General features: G+C 70.3%; 17 protein-coding genes, 1 tRNA gene and 2 riboswitches. Of the genes, 4 read left to right on the top strand and 14 right to left on the bottom strand.

The window, feature by feature from the left end:
• Positions 1-12: 12 nt before the first annotated feature.
• From cobF to cbiE, 6 genes are read right to left on the bottom strand one after another with little or no spacing between them, the layout of a single operon-like run.
• Positions 13-777, bottom strand: coding sequence for a precorrin-6A synthase (deacetylating) (gene cobF / locus ACFX59_RS01975; protein WP_387429126.1), 765 nt, complete (start codon positions 775-777; stop codon positions 13-15).
• Entirely contained in the window at positions 774-1,496 is a 723-nt protein-coding gene (gene cobA / locus ACFX59_RS01980) for a uroporphyrinogen-III C-methyltransferase (RefSeq protein WP_387429129.1), read from the bottom strand. The genes cobF and cobA overlap by 4 nt, the downstream gene beginning before the upstream one ends.
• Complete coding sequence (locus ACFX59_RS01985; protein ID WP_387429132.1) at positions 1,493-2,812, bottom strand: cobyrinate a,c-diamide synthase; 1,320 nt, start codon at positions 2,810-2,812, stop codon at positions 1,493-1,495. The genes cobA and ACFX59_RS01985 overlap by 4 nt, the downstream gene beginning before the upstream one ends.
• A complete protein-coding gene (gene cobM / locus ACFX59_RS01990) occupies positions 2,809-3,573 on the bottom strand; it encodes a precorrin-4 C(11)-methyltransferase (RefSeq protein ID WP_387429135.1) in 765 nt (254 codons plus the stop codon). The genes ACFX59_RS01985 and cobM overlap by 4 nt, the downstream gene beginning before the upstream one ends.
• Positions 3,570-3,926: a cobalamin biosynthesis protein gene (locus ACFX59_RS01995; RefSeq protein ID WP_387429138.1), complete on the bottom strand. Its 357-nt coding sequence runs from the start codon at positions 3,924-3,926 to the stop codon at positions 3,570-3,572. Before ACFX59_RS01995 ends, cobM begins: the two co-directional genes overlap by 4 nt.
• Complete coding sequence (cbiE, locus tag ACFX59_RS02000; protein WP_387429141.1) at positions 3,920-5,119, bottom strand: precorrin-6y C5,15-methyltransferase (decarboxylating) subunit CbiE; 1,200 nt, start codon at positions 5,117-5,119, stop codon at positions 3,920-3,922. The genes ACFX59_RS01995 and cbiE overlap by 7 nt, the downstream gene beginning before the upstream one ends.
• On the opposite strand from cbiE, the gene ACFX59_RS02005 reads away from it, so the two are divergent.
• A complete protein-coding gene (locus ACFX59_RS02005) occupies positions 5,118-5,864 on the top strand; it encodes a cobalt-precorrin-6A reductase (protein WP_387429144.1) in 747 nt (248 codons plus the stop codon). The two genes, cbiE and ACFX59_RS02005, sit on opposite strands and share 2 nt — an antisense overlap.
• Here ACFX59_RS02005 and cobJ read toward each other — a convergent pair.
• From cobJ to ACFX59_RS02040, 7 genes are all read right to left on the bottom strand, one after another.
• Complete coding sequence (cobJ, locus tag ACFX59_RS02010) at positions 5,840-6,589, bottom strand: precorrin-3B C(17)-methyltransferase (protein WP_387429146.1); 750 nt, start codon at positions 6,587-6,589, stop codon at positions 5,840-5,842. The two genes, ACFX59_RS02005 and cobJ, sit on opposite strands and share 25 nt — an antisense overlap.
• The gene (gene cobI, locus ACFX59_RS02015; RefSeq protein WP_387429149.1) at positions 6,586-7,314 is read right to left on the bottom strand and encodes a precorrin-2 C(20)-methyltransferase; all 729 of its coding nucleotides are present in this window, start codon (positions 7,312-7,314) and stop codon (positions 6,586-6,588) included. Before cobI ends, cobJ begins: the two co-directional genes overlap by 4 nt.
• Positions 7,311-7,940, bottom strand: a complete 630-nt coding sequence (locus ACFX59_RS02020; RefSeq protein ID WP_387429152.1) for a precorrin-8X methylmutase — start codon at positions 7,938-7,940, stop codon at positions 7,311-7,313. Before ACFX59_RS02020 ends, cobI begins: the two co-directional genes overlap by 4 nt.
• On the bottom strand, positions 7,940-9,052 hold the full coding sequence (locus ACFX59_RS02025) for a cobalamin biosynthesis protein CobG (RefSeq protein ID WP_387429155.1): 1,113 nt from the start codon (positions 9,050-9,052) through the stop codon (positions 7,940-7,942). The genes ACFX59_RS02020 and ACFX59_RS02025 overlap by 1 nt, the downstream gene beginning before the upstream one ends.
• A complete protein-coding gene (cobN, locus tag ACFX59_RS02030; RefSeq protein ID WP_387429158.1) occupies positions 9,049-12,432 on the bottom strand; it encodes a cobaltochelatase subunit CobN in 3,384 nt (1,127 codons plus the stop codon). Before cobN ends, ACFX59_RS02025 begins: the two co-directional genes overlap by 4 nt.
• A 5-nt stretch (positions 12,433-12,437) precedes the next feature.
• Positions 12,438-13,475 (bottom strand): cobalamin biosynthesis protein CobW, encoded by a 1,038-nt coding sequence (gene cobW / locus ACFX59_RS02035; protein WP_387429161.1) that lies wholly within the window; start codon positions 13,473-13,475, stop codon positions 12,438-12,440.
• 180 nt (positions 13,476-13,655) lie between these two features.
• Positions 13,656-13,857, bottom strand: a riboswitch (cobalamin riboswitch).
• A 22-nt stretch (positions 13,858-13,879) separates the two neighbouring features.
• The gene (locus ACFX59_RS02040; RefSeq protein ID WP_387429164.1) at positions 13,880-14,950 is read right to left on the bottom strand and encodes a HoxN/HupN/NixA family nickel/cobalt transporter; all 1,071 of its coding nucleotides are present in this window, start codon (positions 14,948-14,950) and stop codon (positions 13,880-13,882) included.
• Between the two features lie 164 nt (positions 14,951-15,114).
• Positions 15,115-15,317: riboswitch (cobalamin riboswitch) on the bottom strand.
• Between the two features lie 109 nt (positions 15,318-15,426).
• Here ACFX59_RS02040 and ACFX59_RS02045 point away from each other — a divergent pair.
• Positions 15,427-15,993 carry a septal ring lytic transglycosylase RlpA family protein gene (locus ACFX59_RS02045; protein WP_354296426.1) on the top strand — a complete coding sequence of 189 codons (567 nt, stop codon included), beginning with the start codon at positions 15,427-15,429 and terminating at the stop codon, positions 15,991-15,993.
• A 131-nt stretch (positions 15,994-16,124) separates the two neighbouring features.
• Here the strand turns inward: ACFX59_RS02045 and ACFX59_RS02050 are convergent.
• Positions 16,125-16,201: transfer RNA gene (locus tag ACFX59_RS02050), tRNA-Pro, on the bottom strand.
• 192 nt (positions 16,202-16,393) lie between these two features.
• Here ACFX59_RS02050 and yajC point away from each other — a divergent pair.
• Positions 16,394-16,744: a preprotein translocase subunit YajC gene (gene yajC, locus ACFX59_RS02055; protein ID WP_307100460.1), complete on the top strand. Its 351-nt coding sequence runs from the start codon at positions 16,394-16,396 to the stop codon at positions 16,742-16,744.
• Positions 16,745-16,748: 4 nt separating this feature from the next.
• Positions 16,749-18,353: a protein translocase subunit SecD gene (secD, locus tag ACFX59_RS02060; protein ID WP_387429168.1), complete on the top strand. Its 1,605-nt coding sequence runs from the start codon at positions 16,749-16,751 to the stop codon at positions 18,351-18,353.
• The last annotated feature ends 7 nt before the right edge of the window (positions 18,354-18,360 follow it).

Genomic DNA, 18,360 nt, shown 5'->3' on the forward strand with positions numbered 1-18,360 from the left:
TGAGGGACATCGTCACAACCCCTCCCCCGCCAGATCCCCGCCCCGCCGCAGCAGATACACATCCATGATCCAGCCATGCGCGCGCCGCAGCGCCGCCCGGCGCGCGACGATCCGCTCGGCGACGTCCGCCAGCCGCCCGGACTCGATCGCTTGCTGCGCCATGCCCAGATACGCCCCCCACCAGATCGTGACATCCGGCTGATCGAGCGTGGTGAAGGCGCACCCGCCGTCGAGCATCACCGCGACGCTGTCCGCCCCTTGCGGCCAGCCAGTTTCGCGCAAGCGTCGCCCGGTCGTCACCATCACCGGCGCGCCGACCGTGTTGAACGGGATGGCATGCGCCGCGCACAGCGCCTGGAGGCTGGTGATCCCGGGCACCACCGTCACCCGCTCCACCGCCGCCAGCCGCCGGGCGATGCGGATCGTGCTGTCATAGAGCGAGGGGTCGCCCCAGACGAGCAGCGCCACCCGGCCGCCATCCGGCAGGGCCTTCGCGATTTCGGCCGTCCAGCATTCGGCGATCGCGTCATGCCAATGCTCGACCGTATCGAGATAGGCGCCCTCCGCCGCGCGCACCGGCAGATCGAACTCGACCACCCGCACCTCCGCCCCGACCAGCACCTGCGCGCAAATGTCGCGGCGCAGGTCGATCAGCTCGACCTTGTCGCCTTTACGCGGCAGCAGGATCAGGTCGGCGGCGCGCATCGCGGCCTCGGCGGCGCGGGTCAGGTGGTCGGGATTGCCCGTGCCGATGCCGATCAGGTCGAGATGGATCACAGATCCTCCATCAACGGGCCATAGAGGATCAGCGCGGCCTTGGCCGACACGCCCTCCGCCAGTCGCGCGGCCAGTCCGCCCACGGTCGAGCGGGTCAGCCGCTGGTCGGGACAGCCGACATGCTCGGCCATCAGCGCGGGCGTTTCGGGCGGCAGGCCATGCGCGATCAGCGCCTCGGCCAGCGCGGGGAAGGTCCGCTTGGGCATGAACACCACCGTCGTCGCGCTCGCATCGGCCAGCGCCGCCATGTTGCGGTCGGCGGGCAGCGCGCCGGTCACGTCATGGCCGGTCACGAACTGCACCCGCCGCGCCTCGGCCCGCCGGGTCAGCGGAATGGCGGCGGCGGCCGCCGCCGCGCTCGCCGCGCTGACGCCGGGGACGATCTCAAAGGCGATACCGGCCGCCTTCAGCGCGACTATCTCTTCCTCCAGCCGCCCGAAAATGCCGGGATCGCCCGATTTCAGCCGCACCACCCGCTTGCCCGCCAGGGCGTGATCGACCAGCAGCCGGTCGATCTCCGCCTGTTTGGGCGAGGCGCGGCCCGCCCGCTTGCCCACCGCGATCAGTTCGGCTCCGGGCCGCGCATGGGTCAGCATTGGTCCGGCGGCCAGATCGTCGAACAGCACGACATCGGCCCGCCCCAGGCAGCGCACCGCCTTGAGCGTCAGCAATTCGGGGTCGCCCGGCCCCGCGCCGACCAGATGGACGAAGCCGCTCACCACCAGCGCGCCACCAGATGGAAGAAGGTGCCGGTCACCGCCCCCCGCCGCGATCCGGTTTCGGGCACCGCCTCGCCCTGCGCATCGACGACATGCGCAAGCGGCGCGTCGGGTTGTTCGAGGATGGTCGAATAATGGAATTCATGCCCGCCCAATACCGCGCCCTCGGGCATCCCCGCCACCTCGCCCAGCAGCGTCGCACGGCGATAACCCAGATGCATCTTGCGCTTGGCATAGCTGGTCACGAGGCCGAGCAGCCCCGCCATCCGGTGGCCGACGCCCTCGGCATCGATCAGCGCCGCGCCCAGCGCCATATAGCCGCCGCACTCGCCATGGACCGGCCTGGTCCGGGCATGGTCGGCCAGCCCGGCGCGGAACCGCTCCGCCGCGGCCAGCCGCCCGGCGTGAAGTTCGGGATAGCCGCCGGGCAGCCAGACCAGATCGGCCGACGCATCGGGGGCTTCATCGGCGAGCGGCGAGAAAGGCAGGATTTCGGCACCCGCCGCGCGCCAGCCCTCCAGCATATGCGGGTAGACGAAGGAAAAAGCCGCATCCTGCGCCAGCGCGATCCGCTGCGCCGGGGGTGGCGGCAGGATCACGTCGGTAGCGGGCACGGTCTTGGCATAGGCCGCCGCGCGGATCGCTTCCAAGTCGACATGCGCCGCCAGGAACGCCGCATAGTCGCCGATCAGCCGGTCGAGTTCGGGATGCTCGACCGCCTGGACCAGCCCCAGATGCCGCTCGGGCAGCACCAGATCGCCGCGCCGGGGAAGCGCGCCGAAGACCGGCAGGCCGATCTCCTCGAACCCCAGCTTCGCCAGCCGCTCGTGACGCGGGCTCGCCACGCGGTTCAGGATCACGCCGGCCACCCGCAGGTCGGGGTCATAGCGCGCAAAGCCCAGCGCGGTCGCCGCCGCCGACTGGGCCTGTCCCGACACGTCGATGACCAGCACCACCGGCCAGCCCATCCGCCGCGCCGTCTCCGCGCTGCTCCCCATGCCGGTCGCGCCGGGTCTGGCGACGCCGTCGAACAGCCCCATCGAGCCCTCCGCCAGCACCAGTTCGGCATCCGCCCCCCGCTGCCCCAGCGTATCGAGCAGCGGCGCAGGCATCGCCCAGCCGTCGAGGTTGAACGACGCCCGCCCGCACGCCGCGCGGTGGAAGGCGGGGTCGATATAGTCGGGGCCGCTCTTGAACGGCTGCACCGCCACCCCCGCATCGCGAAACGCGCGGAGCAGGCCCAGCATCACCGTCGTCTTGCCGGTGCCCGAAGCGGGCGCGGCGATCATCAGGCCCGGAGTCGATGGCCGCGTCATTCGATCGTGTTCCCGGGGCGATAGCGGCGGTCATAACCCTCAGCGTACAGCCGGCTTTCGGCGAAGTCGCTCTGGTCGAGCACGCGGCCGACCAGGATCAACGCGGTCCGCTCCGGGCCATCGGCGGCGGCGGCCTCGATGGTTGCCAGCGTCGCGCGGACGATCCGCTGCTCGGGCCAGCTCGCGCGCCAGACGATCGCGACCGGGCAGTCCGCACCATAATGCGGAGTCAGATCCGCGACCACTTTCGCAAGGTTATGGATCGACAAATGGATGGCGAGCGTCGACCCCGTCGCCGCGAAGGCGGATAGCGACTCCCCTTCGGGCATGGCGCTGGCGCGGCCGGGGGTGCGGGTCAGGATCACCGACTGGGCGATGCCGGGGAGGGTCAGCTCGCTCTCCAGCACCGCCGCCGCCGCCGCGAAGGACGGCACGCCGGGCGTGACCGACACCGGGATACCCAGTTCGCGCAACCGCCGCACCTGCTCGCCCATCGCCGACCAGACCGACAGGTCGCCCGAATGGAGCCGGGCGACATCATGGCCTTTCCGATGCGCGTCGGAAATCTCGGTCATGATCTCCTCGAGCGTCATCGGCGCGGTGTTCACGATCCTCGCGCCCGGCGGGCAATGCGCCAGCACCGCCTCGGGCACCAGCGATCCGGCATAAAGGCATACCGGACAGGCCGCGATCAGGTCGCGCCCGCGCAGGGTCAGCAGATCGGGGGCACCGGGTCCGGCGCCGATGAAGTGAACGGTCATTGGTCGGGTCCTTGGGCGATGGCGCAGGTCGCCATGCGGTCGGAGGAAATCAGGCGGGGCACGACGATCCGCGCGCCCGGCCCGGCGGCGGCGAGCGCGACGGCCTCGGCCACGCTGCCGACGCCACGACGGGCGAGGCTGACGATCGAGCGGGTCGGCGTATCGATGTGGTGCAGCCTGTCCGCGTCGATCGGACAGACGGACAGGCCCTGCCCTTCGGCAAATTCGGCGATGACGGCCGCGCGGTCGGCGGGCACGGCCAGCGCATCGGGGCGAATCCCCGCCGCCGCCAGCGCGCTGCGGAAGGAATCGGGGGTCGCCCCCGCCCGGCATCCGAACCCGGCGATCACCATGCGACCCGCCACTGGACGATGGGATAGCTGGCCTTCCAGCCGCGCTTCGTCCCCAGCGGCCGGGCCTGGGCCAGCTCGATCCGCAACAGCTCGCCCCCGAAACGGGCATGGCACTCGGCCAGCAAAGCCTCCGTCTCCAGCGTCACCGCATGCGCGACCAGGCGGCACCGGGGCAGGCCGCGCAAGGCCTCGACCAGCGGCCGCGACAGGCCGCCGCCGACGAACACCGCATCGGGATGCGGCCGGTCGGCAAGCCGGTCGAGCGCATCCCCCTCGACCAGTTCGAGCCGCTCGACGCCCAGCCGCAGGGCATTGTCGCGGGCGCGGGCCAGCCGGTCGGGATCGCGCTCGAAACCGATGGCGCGGGTCGTCGGGTCGCTCAGCAGCCATTCGATCGCGACCGACCCCGAACCGGTGCCGATATCCCACAATAGCTCGCCTGCACGCGGAGCCAGCGCCGATAGTGCAAGCGCACGGACGGGGCGCTTGGTGATCTGTCCATCATGCGCGAACCAGTCATCGTCCAGCCCGCTCGCGCAAGGCAGGGCGCGGCCGTCTCCCGCAGGCTCGATCGCCACCACCACCGGGTGCGCGATGTCGGTCCCGTCGAGCGCCGCCGCCGTCGTCCGCCGCACCCGCTCGCGCGGCCCGCCCAGCGCTTCCAGCACGGTCAACACGCTGTCGCCGAAACCCTGGTCGACCAGCCAGGCCGCGAGCCCCGGCACCGCCGCCCCGTCGCGCATCAGCGCCAGCACCCGCCGCCCCGGCACCAGATGCGGGCGCAGCGTCTCGATGGGCCGGGCGTGCAGCCCGACGCTCCGGATCGTCTCGACCGGCCAGCCCAGCCGCGCGGCGGCCAGCGACAGGGTCGAGGGGGCGGGATGGGCGATCCACTCGCCCGGCTCCAGATGGCGGGTCACGACCGACCCCGCGCCAAACCAAAAGGGATCACCCGAGGCGAGCATCACCACCCGTTCCCCCCGCCGGTCGAGGAGCATCGGCACCCCGTCCGCGAACGGCACCGGCCAGACGATGCGCCGCGCCGCGCCCCGCTCGGGCAGCAGCGACAGGTGACGGGCCGCGCCCATCACGCTATCGGCCGATTCGATCGCGGCGCGCGCGGGGGCGGTCAGGCCGTCCCAGCCATCCTCGCCGATCCCGACGATCGTCAGCCAAGGTCCGGAGTCAGCCATGCGCCATATCCTTCTGCTCGGCGGCACGACCGAGGCGAGCGCGCTGGCCACCGCGCTGGCAGAGCGCGGCGAGCGCGCGGTGCTGAGCTATGCGGGCCGCACCGAAGCGCCGCGCGCGCAGGCGATCCCGACGCGGGTCGGCGGCTTTGGCGGCATCGAGGGGCTGGCCGATCATATGACCCGCGAGGGCGTGACGCATCTGGTCGATGCCACCCACCCCTTCGCGGCGCGCATCAGCGCCAATGCGATCGCGGCGGCCGAATTGGCGGGCGTGAAGCTGCTCGCATTGACCCGACCCGCCTGGGAAGCCGGCCCTGGCGACCGCTGGATTCGCGTCACCGATACGGCGGAGGCGGTGGCTGCGCTGGGCAGCGAGGCGGCACGAATCTTCCTGGCGCTCGGTCGCCAGACCATCGGGGACTTCGCCGATGCTGCGCAGCATTTCTATCTGCTGCGTTTCGTCGATGCCGCCGAGGTCCCCGCCCTGCCGCGCCATCATCTGGTCGTGGATCGCGGTCCCTTCACGCTCGCGGGCGAACGGGCCCTGCTGCGCGCGCATCGCATCCAGCTGATCGTCGCCAAGAATGCGGGCGGCGCGGGCGCGCGGGCCAAGCTGGAGGCGGCGCGCGAGCTCGGGCTGCCGGTCGTGATGATCGACCGCCCCTTCATCCCCGACCGGCCTCAGGTGGAGAGCGTCGCGGCGGTGCTCGACTGGCTCGATCACGGCGTCGTCCGGGGGGTGTAGAGGATCGGGCGGCCCGTGTGCGGGATCATCCGCGTGCGGCTGGACCCGATGATAACGACGGTGCGCATGTCCGCCATCTCGCCCCGCGCCTGGGGCAAGGGCAGGATGCGCAGATGCTCCTCCGGCGTCGATACGGCGCGCGCGAACAGCACCGGACGGTCGTCGCCGCACGTCTCGCGGAGCAGCGCAAAGGCTGCGTCCAGTGCATCGGGCCGCGCCTTGGACCGGGGATTGTAGAGCGCGATGGCGAAATCCGCCTCCGCCGCCAGCCGCAGCCGCCGCTCGATCAACGCCTGCGGCTTGAGATTATCCGAAAGGTTGATCGCGCAGAAATCATGCCCCAGCGGCGCGCCCGCCCGCGCGCTGGCCGCCAGCATCGCGGTGATGCCGGGCAGGACGCGGATGTCCAGGTCGTGCCACCGCGCCGGGTCCTCCTCCACCCGCTCGAAGATCGCCGCCGCCATGGCGAAGACGCCCGGATCGCCCGAGGAGACCACGACCACCCGCGCGCCCGCCTCCGCCATTTCCAGCGCATGGAGCGCGCGGTCACGCTCGACCCGATTGTCGCTGGCATGGCGGGTCAGGCCGGGGCGTTCGGGGACGCGCGCGACATAGGGGATATAGCCGACCACATCGGTCGCTTCCGCCAGCGCCGCCGACACCTCGGGCGTGACCATGGCCCCCGCCCCCGGCCCCAGCCCCGCGACGATCAGCCAGCCGCTCATGGCCGCCGCCCCTGCCCATGGATCAGCGCGATCGAGAAATAGGGCGCGGGCGCGTCCTCCACCTCCGCCAGCCGCCGCACGCGCTCGCCCGCCTGGGCGGCATGTTCGATCAGCCACGCCTGTTCCGACCGCCCCGCCGCCGCGATGGCGCGGCGCAGCTTGGGCAGATGGCGGCCGATCTTCATCACGACCAGCGCATCGGTCTCGGCGATGCGGCGGGTCAGTTCCGGCTCGGGCAGGGTCGCCATCGCGACGGTCAGCACATCGTCGCCCCAGGTGATCGGCGCGCCGCTGGCGGTCCAGGCGCCCGACATGCCGGTGATGCCCGGCACCACCGCGACGGGGGCATGGGGAAGCAGCCGACTGTGCAGGTGCATGAACGAGCCGTAGAAGAAGGGATCGCCCTCGCACAGCACCACCACATCCTCGCCGCGCTGCACCAGCGACAGGATATGCGCGGTGCAGGTCGCGTAGAAGGCGGACAGGCATTCATTGTAGCGCGGGTCGGTAAAGACGATCTCGGTCGTGACCGGATAGTCCATCGGATATTCGACCACGTCGTCCCGCAACATGCCCTCGACGATGGTGCGCGCATGGCCGCGCCGCCCGGCCTTGCGGAAATAGGCGACGTGCCGGGCCCCGCGCACCAGCCGGTCGGCGCGGACGCTCATCAGGTCCGCCGCACCGGGGCCGAGGCCGACGCCGTGGATCGTGCCCGTCGTCATTCGGCGCGGCTCGCCAGCGCGTTGATCGCCGCCACGGTGATCGCGCTGCCGCCCGGACGGCCCTTCACGATGGCGCAAGGGACGGGCATCGCCTCCCACAGCGCGTCCTTCGACTCCATCGCGCCGACAAAGCCGACCGGACAGCCGATGATCGCCGCCGGGCGCGGACAGTCGGGGTCTTCCAACATGGTCAGCAGGTGGAAGAGCGCGGTCGGCGCATTGCCGATCGCCACTAGCGCCCCCGCCAGATGCGGTCGCCACAGCTCCAGCGCGGCGGCGGAGCGGGTCGTGCCCATATCCTTGGCCAGTGCCGGCACCGACGGATCGCGCAAGGTGCAGATCACTGGATTGTCGGCGGGCAGCCGCGCGCGCGTGACGCCCTCGCTGACCATATGCGCGTCGCACAGGATCGCCGCGCCCGCCGCCAGCGCCTGCCGCGCCGCCGTCGCGAAGCCGCGCGAGAAGTGGATCGACGGGGCGAGTTCGACCAGCCCGGCGGCGTGGATCATGCGCACCGCGACCGGCTCCTCCTCCGCATCGAAGCGGGCGAGCTCCGCCTCGGCGCGGATGATGGCGAAGGACTGGCGATAGATCGCCGCGCCATCGGTTTCGTAACTATAGGGCATCAACAGGCTCCGAGAAGCGCGACCGCCCGCTCGGGCGACAATCCGGTGTGAAGCGGTGCCGCCCCGGCGCGGGCGTGGCGGGCCAGATCGAAAGCGCCCTCGCGCCCGGTTAGCACCCAGTCCGCCGCCCGTGCCCGCGCGCAGCCCTTCGCGCAACCCGAGACGTGCAGACGCCCCTCGATCACCGGCGCGAGGCGGGCGGCGAGATCGCGGGTCTCGACGCTCGCCTGCGGACAGGCGGGCGCGCCGACACAGGCGTCGACATGCAGGATCGGGCTATCGGACAGCAGCATTCCAATAGCGGGCGCAGGTGCGACGCCCTCCGCGATCATCAATCGCCAGGGGGTGAGGCGAACCGCGCAATCGAAGGTGGCCAACGACGCGGCGTCGATTCGACCAAAGGGCAGGCCATAAACCGCACCGATCGGATGCGTGCCGGGCTGTAGCGGTACGACGGGTGCGGCGGGCACGATATCGCCGTTCGCCCAACCGGGTAGAGCGGCGTCGTGACGTGCCATCCGCCCGGCGGTGCGGCCACCGCTCTCGACGAACCAGTGCGCCAGCCGGATCAAGGCATCGACGGCGGTAAACCGCGTGACGGCCACACCGCTCGCACGACCATCGGCGCGCAACAGCAACTCCCCCGTGGCGGCGCGCGTGATACGGAAATCGCCGGGCGCGTGGGTCAGCATCGGCGCAGGCCCCGCATCGACGACGAAACCCACCTTGCCGGGCAGCTCGGGCAGTTCGGCCAGACGCGCGCGGAGTTCTTCGGCGATGGCATGCGTGTCGTCGCCCTCACACCAGTCGGGGTTGACGAGGATCGCCCCCCGCCCCTCGCGCACCGGGTCGGCGTCTACCAGCCCCAGCGCCTGCAATTCCTCGATCAACGTGGGCCAGCCCGCATAGGCGACGCCGCGCAGTTGCAGATTTGCGCGGGCCGTCAGGTCGATCTGGCCATTGCCATGCCGGATCGCGGCCGCACACAGCCCCTCGACCTGGGGTCCGGTCAACCGCGCCAGCACCGGGCGCACCCGCACCAGCAGGCCGTCGCCCGCCATCATCGGCCGCCACGCATCGGGGCACCAGCCCTTGACCACGAACCCGCTCATGCCGGGCCGTCCAGCATCGCCAGCACCGAGTTGCGCCGCGTCCGCCACAGCCCCGCCGCATGAAGCGCCGCAAACCGCGCCTCCATCGCCGCGAGCGCCGCCGGATTGGCCTGCGCCATGAAGTCGCGCACCTCGTCACGGGCGAGCGTCGCATCCCAATACAGGTCGATCAGCGACGCCGGGACCACGTCTGCCAGATGCGCGAAGCTGCCCAGATGGTCGAGCGTCGCCGCGATCTCCGCCGCGCCGCGAAAGCCATGCGCCATCATCCCCGCCACCCAGCGCGGATGGGCGGCGCGGGCATGGACGGTGCGGGCGATCTCCTCGGTCAGCGTCCGCGCCCTGGGGCTGGCGGGATCGCGCGTGTCGAGATGATAGAGCGACGCCGCCCCCTCTCCCAGCGCCGCCCGCGCCGCCGCGAATCCCGCCTGATGCGCGGCATAGTCCGCCGCCAGCAGCAGGTCGCTTTCGGGGAGGTCATGGACATGGACAAAGGCCTGCGCCCCCGCCACCCGCGCGGCGATCCCGGCCGCGTCGCGCCGGTCGCCATCGTCGAGCGCGGTCGCCGAAGCCGCGAGCCAGCTTTCCCCCGCTGCGATCCGCGCGGCCTCGTCATAGCCCGCCTCGGGGTCCAGCCCGATGCCGTATCGGCCGGGCGCGGGGCCATAGACGCGCGGTGTCGCCTGCCCGACATAGGGGTTCCATTCGGGCTCTTCGTCCCGCTGACCCAGCGCGCGCACCGCCTGTCCGAACAAGGCGACCAGATGCGGGAAGGCATCGCGGAACAGCCCCGACACGCGCAACGTCACATCGACACGCGGCCGGTCGAAGCGCATCAGCGGCATCACCTCGAACCCCGTCACCCGCTCCGAGCGATGGTCCCATAGCGGCTCGACCCCGATCAGGTGGAGCGCCATGGCGAATTCCTCGCCCGCGGTGCGCATCGTTGCCGATCCCCAGAGATCGACGATCAGGGTGCGCAGGTGATCGCCCTCTTCCTGCATGTGCCGCCGGATCAGTTCCTCGGCGAGCTTGACCCCTTGCGTCTGCGCGGCGCGGCTCGGCACCGCGCGCGGGTCGATGGCATAGAGGTTGCGGCCCGTGGGCAGCACATCGGCGCGGCCCCGGTAAGGCGAACCCGATGGCCCCGCCGCCACCCGTCGTCCGTCCAGCCCCGCCAGCAGCCCGGCCCGCTCGGCCGCGCCCTGTTCGCCGCGCCCGAAGACATGGAGCCCCTCGCCGAATTGGCTGTCCTTCACGTCGCAGACAAAGGCGTCGATCCGGGCGAGCGGATCCTCCGCCCCCGCCAGCCCCAGCGTCTCGCCCAGCCCGACGCTGTCCGCCTCCTCCGCGATCAGGCCGCGCAGCCGGTCGCGGCGCGCGGGGTCGAGGCCATCGGCATTGGCATATTCGTCGAGCAGCGCCTCCAGCCGCCCCAGCCCCGCGCCCGTCTCCGCCTGGACCAGCGCCGGGGGGACATGGCCGAGGGTCACGGCACCCAGCCGCCGCTTGGCCTGCGCCGCCTCGCCCGGATCGTTGACGATGAAGGGATAGAGGACCGGCCAGTCACGGGCCAGCGCCTCGGGCCAGCAGGCGTCGGACAGCGCGACCGCCTTGCCGGGCAACCACTCCAGCGTGCCATGCGCGCCGACATGGACCAGCGCGTCGATCGCTTGCGCGCGGAGCCAGAGATAGAAGGCGACATAGGCGTGGCGGGGACAGCGCGACAGGTCGTGATAGTCCTCGCCCCGCGCGCTCGGTCGGCCGCGTTCGGGCTGGAGCGCGACGATCGCCTTGCCCAGCGTCAGCGCGGGGAAATGGAAGGCGTCGCCCTCGACCAGCGGGTCCTGCTCGACCGCGCCCCAGCTTTCGAACAGATCGGCGCGCAACGCTTCGGGCAATGTGGAAAGTGCGTCGTGATACGCCGCCACCGGCCATGCGATCCGGTTTGCGAGCAACGCGGCGGGCAAATCCGACGGGGCTTCCACATCATAACCGGCGGCGTGCAGGTCGGCGAGGATCGCTTGCGCCGAGGCGAAACCGTCCAGCCCGACCGCATGCGCCGCCTGCCAGTCCTTGCCCGGATAGGTGGACAGCAGGATCGCGAGCCGCCGCTCCGCCGCCTGGGTCGTCGCCAGCCTCGCCCAGCCCGCAACCTTGTCCGCCACGGCGGCGATCCGCGCGGGCTCGGCGCGGTGGAGGCGCAGGGCGATGTCGAAATCGGGGTCGCGCTCGCCGGGTTGCTTGAAGCTGATGACCCCTGCGAACAGCCGTCCGTCGATCTCGGGCAGGACGACATGCATGGCGAGGTCGGCGGGCGACAGGCCCCGCGCCGAACCCGCCCAACCCTCGCGGTCGCTGGTCGCGAGCGCGACCTGGAACACCGGCACGCCCGCCCCGTCTAGCGGCGTGGTGTCGTCCTCGCCCCGTGCGGAGAAGGCGGTGGCGTTGACGATCGCGGCGGGGGCGAGCGCCTTCACCCAGCGCGCGATCCACGGGCCTGCGCCTTCGGCCTTCAGCGAAGGGACGAACAGGGCGATGGGGTCAAAGCCGCGTTCGGATAGCGCGGTGTGGAGGGCGGCAATGGGTTCCAGATCGGCGGCGGCGAGATAGGCGCGGTAGAAGACGATCAGGACGCGGGGGCGGGTTGTGGTGAGCAGGGTTGCGGCGGGGCAGACTATGCCGTTCGGGGACAAGCCTCCGACGGATGCCACGTGCGGAGAGGGCCCTCCCCCATCCCAGTTGCGGGTGAACGATGCCCCGCATCGTTCAGGCCATGCCGCGGGCATGGCCGACCCACAACTCGCCTGCGGGAGGGGCGTGTTTGTGGCTAACGTGTGCCCATATAGCCCCTCTCCCGGCAGGGGGAGGGGTTGGGGAGGGGCAAGGGCCACGGGCGATACAAGTGCCGCAAGCGCCTCCAGAGCGGCAGCCGCTGCCTCCGCTCCCCCCGCATCGCACAGCGCCGTCAGCCGCCGCACCACCGCCTGATCGACGGTGGACGCCGCCATCAAACGCTGATCCTCGCGCCCGTCCGCCGCCAGCACCGCCAGCGCAATCCCGCGTTCCCGCGCCAGCCGCTCGACCTCGCGCAGGCCGTATTCCCAATAGGCCGCCCCACCGATCAACCGGATCAGGATCGCCTTCGCATGCGCCAGCGTCTGCTCGACATAGGTATCGACCGACAGCGGATGGACCAGCGCCGCCAGATTGGCGAGCCGCAGCGACCAGGGAAATCCCCCTGCCCTCCAGCCCGCCGCAAAGGCGCTCAGGTCGCTGTCGGAAAAGGACAGGACGACCACGTCACCGGGGCGTTGCCCCAGATCCTGCGGAACCGCCTGTTCCTCCAGCCCATGGCTCTCGCGAAAGACGAGATGCACGAGGATCAGCCCTTCAGCACGCCCTCGATCGCGGCGCGGTCGATCCGGTCATGCTCGGCGATGACGACCAGCCGGGTGCCGCGCGGCTCACCCGCCGCCCAGGGCCGATCGTAGCTGGTGCGCACGCGGCGGCCGACCGCCTGGACCAGCAGCCGCATCGGCTTGCCCGCGACCGCCGCATAACCCTTTACGCGCAGGATATCCTGCTGCTCGGCGAGCGTGACGATGCGCGCGGCGATCGCCTCGGGGCTCTCCACCTCGCCCAGCATGACGGAAATGCTGTCGAAATCGTCATGCTCGTGATCGTCTGCGCCGTCATGGTGCGAGGGGCGCGCGGCGATGTCGTCCTCGGCGGCGGCTCCCAGGCCCAGCACGATCTCGGCGGAGACGATGCCATCGACCGCCTCGACCATGGGCAGCGGGCGCGGGGCCTCGGCGGCGATGATCGCGCGTGCCTTGGCGATGCCCTCCGGCCCGGCCAGATCGGCCTTGGTCAGCAGGACGAGGTCGGCGCACGCCAGCTGATCCTCGAACACCTCGGACAGCGGGGTTTCATGGTCCAGGCTGGGGTCGGCGGCGCGCTGCGCCTCCACCGCGTCAAGATCGGGGGCGAAGCGGCCCGCAGCGACCGCCTCCGCATCGGCCAGTGCCACCACGCCGTCCACGGTGATGCGCGAGCGGATGGCGGGCCAGTCGAACGCCTTGAGCAGCGGCTTGGGCAACGCGAGCCCTGAGGTCTCGATCAGGATGTGATCCGGGCGCGGCTCCATCGCCAGCAGCTTTTCGACCGTGGGGATGAAGTCGTCGGCGACGGTGCAGCAGATGCAGCCATTGGCCAGCTCGACGATATTCTCCGCCGGGCAGTCGGGGATGGCGCAGCTTTGCAGGATGTCGCCATCGACGCCCAAAGTGCCGAATTCGTTGACGACGACCGCCAGGCGGCGACCGCCCGCATGGCGGATCAGGTGGCTGATGAGCGTGGTCTTTCCGGCGCCCAGAAAGCCGGTGACGATGGTGACGGGGACCTTGCTGAGGTCACGCATGCTATTTCTCCGACGCGCCGGACGAGCGAGCACGGACACGGGACCGATCGCCGGAGCGGTGACGGACGGGCGCAGTCGAATGCGTCCGCCCCGCGTGTCGGCGACCGATGCGGCCCCGGCCGCATGGCTTCGTCGCTCCCCGACGGAGAACCGTGCCCCGACCACCCCCTGGGTCCAGGCAAGAGCGACCATGACGCCGGCAGGTCTCCTGGCTCGCGGGTCAAAGCGAGGGGATGCGCCTTCCCGGATCGCTCCAGTGGCCGTGCCTCCGATGGGGCACCAGCATCGCTCGCTCGCCGCTTACAGTTGCAGGGACAGCCGGGGATTTGCACCCCATTCCCGTTTCAAAGCCCCAAGGGGCACCGGCGCGATCTTCGGGGCGTTTCGGCCCCGATGTGCGGCATTTATCCCGCCGCGCCGGGCTTGGCAATTCGCGCCTCCATCGCGGCGAACCCGCGCCAGCGATAGAGGAAGAAACTCGCCCCCCAGCAGACCACGAACAGCCCGACGATGGCGAAGCCCAGCACGTTGAAATGCTCCGACAGCGCCCCCGCATAGCGGAACGGCCCCGCCGTCCAGCCGAACCGCTCGGCGAGCAGCGCGGTCGCCTGGATGCCGCCGATCACCAGGGCGACCAGCGCCGAGACCAGGGTGATCGTCATGTTGTAATAGAGCTTGCGAAGCGGATGGACGAACGCCCATTCATACGCGCCCAGCATCACCAGCCCGTCGGCGGTGTCGATCAGCGCCATGCCCACCGCGAACAGCACGGGGAAGACCAGGATCGTCGCCAGCGACACGCCGTCCGCCGCATGCACGCCCGACAGGCCGAGAATGGCGACCTCGGTCGCGGTGTCGAAACCCAGCCCGAACAGGAAGCCGAGCGGCGCCATGTGCCAGCTCCGCCGGATCAGCCGGAACAGCGGACGGAAGAGGCGCGACAACGGCCCCTGCCCCGAAAACATCATCGCGGCGTCCGCCTCCGCCATCGGCTCGCCGCGCGCGACCCGGCGGAACCGGGTCCAGACATCGCGCAGGATGATCAGGTTCATGATCGCGATGGCGAACAGGAAACTCGCCGAGACGATGGTGGCGATGGTCCCGCCGCTCTGCCCGAACGCCTCGAAGTCGGACAGGGTGCTGGCGGCGAGCGCGACCGTGGTCGCCGCGATCAGGACGATGGCGGAATGGCCGATCGCGAACCACAGCCCGACCGCGATGGGTCGCTGCCCGTCCTGCATCAGCTTGCGGGTGACATTGTCGATGGCGGCGATGTGGTCGGCATCGACCGCATGGCGCAGCCCCAGGCTATAGGCGAGCAAAGCGGTGCCGAGCATCAGGCTGTTGCCCGCGAAGACGCTGAGCGCCCAGCCCCAGACGGCGATATTGACGAAGACCAGCGCGCCCATCAGCAGCGCGACCCGCTTCTTCAGCGGCAACCGGGCGCGCGGCGCTCCGGCATGATGGTAGGACATGGGTGATACCCCCGGCGTCATTGCGACAAAGGCCGAACTCCGCTGTCGCGGTCACCATCCCACCCCACGGACGCACGCCGGGCGGGATGGCCGATTCGTCTCGGCCGATGGGCGTCGCTCGCATGATACAATATATCCAGCCCGTGACCATCCCCTGGATCGCGGCAAGAGCGACTCGCACCGGCAGGTCTCCTGGCTTGCGGGTCGAAGCGCACGCGACACGGCCTTCCCGGATGGCTCCAGTGGCTGTCCCCTGTCGCAGGGACCGGCGTCGCTCGCTCACCGCTTACAGTTGCAGGGACAGCTGGGGATCTTCACCCCATTCCCGTTTCAAGCCCCGAGGGGCACCGGCGCGATTGACCGGCGGTCGGGCTGAAAGCCCTTGCCGGTCGGCATGGGGATAGTCTGCGGCGGGTGGAGGCGCAAACCGCTTTATCGGACCGGACGCGCGGCTTAATCCGGATCACATGGTGGATGTGAGAAGATGGCGCCGCTGGGCGCCGGCGGCGGCGTGCCTGGTCGCGGCCTGTTCGGGCGGGAATTACCGGCCGGTCAGCGATTATCCGGTGCGGATCGGCAAGCCCTATACGGTGCGCGGCGTCACTTATGTGCCCGCCGAGGACGCGACCTATGACATGCTGGGCTATGCCAGCTGGTATGGCAACGAATCGGGCAAGCGCACCGCGAATGGCGAGCGTTTCCGCCCCGGCTGGGCGACGGCGGCGCATACCACCCTGCCCCTGCCCAGCTATGTCGAGGTGACGGCGCTGGACACGGGACGGCGGATCATCGTGCGGGTCAATGATCGCGGGCCGTTCGCGGGATCGTCGCGGATCATCGACCTGTCGCGCGGCGCCGCCGAACAGCTCGGCCTGCGCGCGGTCGGCAAGGCGGCGGTACGGGTGCGGCGGGTGGAGCCGGACGAGAAGGACCGCGAACGCCTGCGCCACGGCAAGGCGGCGCGGCCCTTGCCGCCGGTATCGGATGCAGTGCGGGCGAATCTGCTGTCGCAGATCGCGGCGGCGGGCATGACGGTGCGGTAAATGTCCGTCCTCCCGGCGATGAGGGCCGCCAAGGGCCCGGCCTTCGCCGGGACGACGATCGGCATATCGCCCATAACGAAAGAGCGGGCTTTCGCCCGCTCCGCCGTCATCCGCCAATGTTGGAAGAAGATTGGTCGGGGCGACAGGATTCGAACCTGCGACCCCCACACCCCCAGTGTGATGCGCTACCAGGCTGCGCTACGCCCCGACCGAGCGGCGGCCTCTAGGCGGGTTTTCCGAAGGATGCAAGCCTTGATGTGAAGATAGTGCGCACCCCACATCCGGCGCTCCATTGCGCCTGTTCGCCTGCGATGGTAGCGGGCAGGCTATCCGACATGGGGGCTGGTCGATCGTTCGCGGTCGGCGGGTGCCCGTGCCCATTCAGCATAGACGGGTCCGAATGTTCATTCCCTTCACCGCCCCAGTCGCCGCGATGGCTGCCGCCACCGGGGCCACCGCATCGAGCGGCGCCGCCTCGTTCCTCAGCCTGGCGCCGCTGCTCCTCGTCTTCGTGGTCTTCTATTTCCTGATGATCCGCCCGCAACAGCGCCGCATGAAGACGCTGCAAGCCTCGATCGAGGGGGTCAAGAAGGGCGATCAGGTCACCACGGCGGGCGGCATCGTCGGCAAGGTGACCCGCGTCGAGGACCAGCTGGTCGAGGTCGAGATCGCGCCGAACGTCCGCGTCCGGGTGGTCAAGGCGACGTTGACCGACGTGGTCAATCCGAACGCCAAGCCCGCGAACGACTGACCCGATGCTGGATTTCCCCCGCTGGAAGGTCGCTTCCATCGTCGCGCTGCTGGCGGCCCTGTGCCTGCTGGCGATCCCGAGCTTTCTGCCCGAGAGCGTCACCAACACCTGGGGTTCGATTCCGCACCCGCGCGTGAACAAGGGCCTCGATCTGGCGGGCGGCAGCTATCTGCTGCTGGAGGCGGACACCGCCGACCTGGCCAATTCGCGGCTGGAGACGATGCGCGACCAGGTGGCGGCGGAGATGCGGCGCGGCAATCCGCGCATCGAGATCGGCGACATCTCGGTGCGGGGCGGACAGCTCAGCTTCATGCTGCGCGATCCGACCCAGGTCGATGCGGCGCGTGAGCGGCTGCTGTCGATCACCGGCGGCGGGGCGGGCATGACCGGCCAGCGCGAATGGGACATCCAGGTCGTCGACACCTCGCGCTTCGTTCTGAAGCCGACCCAGGCGGGCCTGACCCAGGCGGTCGACACCGCGATGAAGACCGCGACCGAAGTCGTGCGTCGCCGTATCGACGCGCTGGGCACCAAGGAGCCGACGATCCTTCAGCAGGGCAGCAACCGCATCGTGGTGCAGGTGCCGGGTCTTCAGGATCCGCAACAGCTCAAGGACCTGATCGGCAAGACCGCCAAGCTGGAGTTCAAGCTGGTCGACACGACCGCCAACCCGGCTGAGGTGGTCAAGGGCAATGCCCCCGCCGGCAGCCAGGTCCTGCCCTATCCGGGCAATCCGCTGGGCGCGCCGGTGATCGCGGTCAAGCGGCCGGTCATCATCTCGGGCGACCAGCTGATCGACGCGCAGCAGACCTTCGACCAGCAGACCAACGCGCCGCAGGTGGCGATCACCTTCGACGCGCAGGGTGGCCGCAAGTTCGCGCGGATCACGCAGGAAAATACCGGCAAGCCGTTCGCTATCATCCTCGATGGCCAGGTGCTGTCCGCTCCCAATATCAACGAACCGATCCTGGGCGGTCGCGCTTCGATCAGCGGCAACTTCACCGTCGACAGCGCCAACCAGCTGGCGATCTCGCTGCGTTCGGGCAAGCTGCCGATCGACCTGAAGGTCGTCGAGGAACGCACCGTCGGCCCGGACCTGGGCGCCGATTCGATCCGCGCCGGTATCCTGGCGTCGGCGATCGCGGCGGTCGCCGTCATCGTCTTCATGACCGTCACCTATGGCCGGTTCGGCATCTATGCGAACATCGCGGTCGTCATCAACGTGCTGGTCATCCTGGCGGTCATGGCGATGCTCAATGCGACGCTGACCCTGCCGGGTATCGCGGGCTTCATCCTGACCATCGGCACCGCGGTCGACGCCAACGTGCTGATTAACGAGCGTATCCGCGAGGAACGCAGGCGCGGGCGAAGCGTCATCCAGTCGGTCGAGCTGGGCTATAAGGAAGCCAGCCGCACCATCTTCGAGGCGAACGTGACCCACGCCATTTCGGGCGTCATCATGCTCGTGCTGGGCTCGGGCCCGGTCAAGGGCTTCGCGGTCGTGCTGCTGATCGGCATCGTGACCAGCGTGTTCACCGCCGTTACCTTCACGCGGATGCTCGTGGCGCTGTGGTTGCGCCGCGAAAAGCCCAAGACCATCAATATTTGAGGCAGGA

The organism is Sphingomonas sp. NCPPB 2930 (genome assembly GCF_042867205.1).
GTDB lineage: Bacteria > Pseudomonadota > Alphaproteobacteria > Sphingomonadales > Sphingomonadaceae > Sphingomonas.

Excerpts from the sequence above, each read along its gene's own strand:
- ACFX59_RS01985 (WP_387429132.1), bottom strand. The coding sequence starts at position 2,812 with ATGACGCGGCCATCGACTCCGGGCCTGATGATCGCCGCGCCCGCTTCG.
- cobM (WP_387429135.1), bottom strand. The coding sequence starts at position 3,573 with ATGACCGTTCACTTCATCGGCGCCGGACCCGGTGCCCCCGATCTGCTG.
- ACFX59_RS01995 (WP_387429138.1), bottom strand. The coding sequence starts at position 3,926 with ATGGTGATCGCCGGGTTCGGATGCCGGGCGGGGGCGACCCCCGATTCC.
- ACFX59_RS02005 (WP_387429144.1), top strand. The coding sequence starts at position 5,118 with ATGCGCCATATCCTTCTGCTCGGCGGCACGACCGAGGCGAGCGCGCTG.
- cbiE (WP_387429141.1), bottom strand. The coding sequence starts at position 5,119 with ATGGCTGACTCCGGACCTTGGCTGACGATCGTCGGGATCGGCGAGGAT.
- cobJ (WP_387429146.1), bottom strand. The coding sequence starts at position 6,589 with ATGAGCGGCTGGCTGATCGTCGCGGGGCTGGGGCCGGGGGCGGGGGCC.
- cobI (WP_387429149.1), bottom strand. The coding sequence starts at position 7,314 with ATGACGACGGGCACGATCCACGGCGTCGGCCTCGGCCCCGGTGCGGCG.
- ACFX59_RS02020 (WP_387429152.1), bottom strand. The coding sequence starts at position 7,940 with ATGCCCTATAGTTACGAAACCGATGGCGCGGCGATCTATCGCCAGTCC.
- ACFX59_RS02025 (WP_387429155.1), bottom strand. The coding sequence starts at position 9,052 with ATGAGCGGGTTCGTGGTCAAGGGCTGGTGCCCCGATGCGTGGCGGCCG.
- cobW (WP_387429161.1), bottom strand. The coding sequence starts at position 13,475 with ATGCGTGACCTCAGCAAGGTCCCCGTCACCATCGTCACCGGCTTTCTG.
- ACFX59_RS02040 (WP_387429164.1), bottom strand. The coding sequence starts at position 14,950 with ATGTCCTACCATCATGCCGGAGCGCCGCGCGCCCGGTTGCCGCTGAAG.
- yajC (WP_307100460.1), top strand. The coding sequence starts at position 16,394 with ATGTTCATTCCCTTCACCGCCCCAGTCGCCGCGATGGCTGCCGCCACC.
- secD (WP_387429168.1), top strand. The coding sequence starts at position 16,749 with ATGCTGGATTTCCCCCGCTGGAAGGTCGCTTCCATCGTCGCGCTGCTG.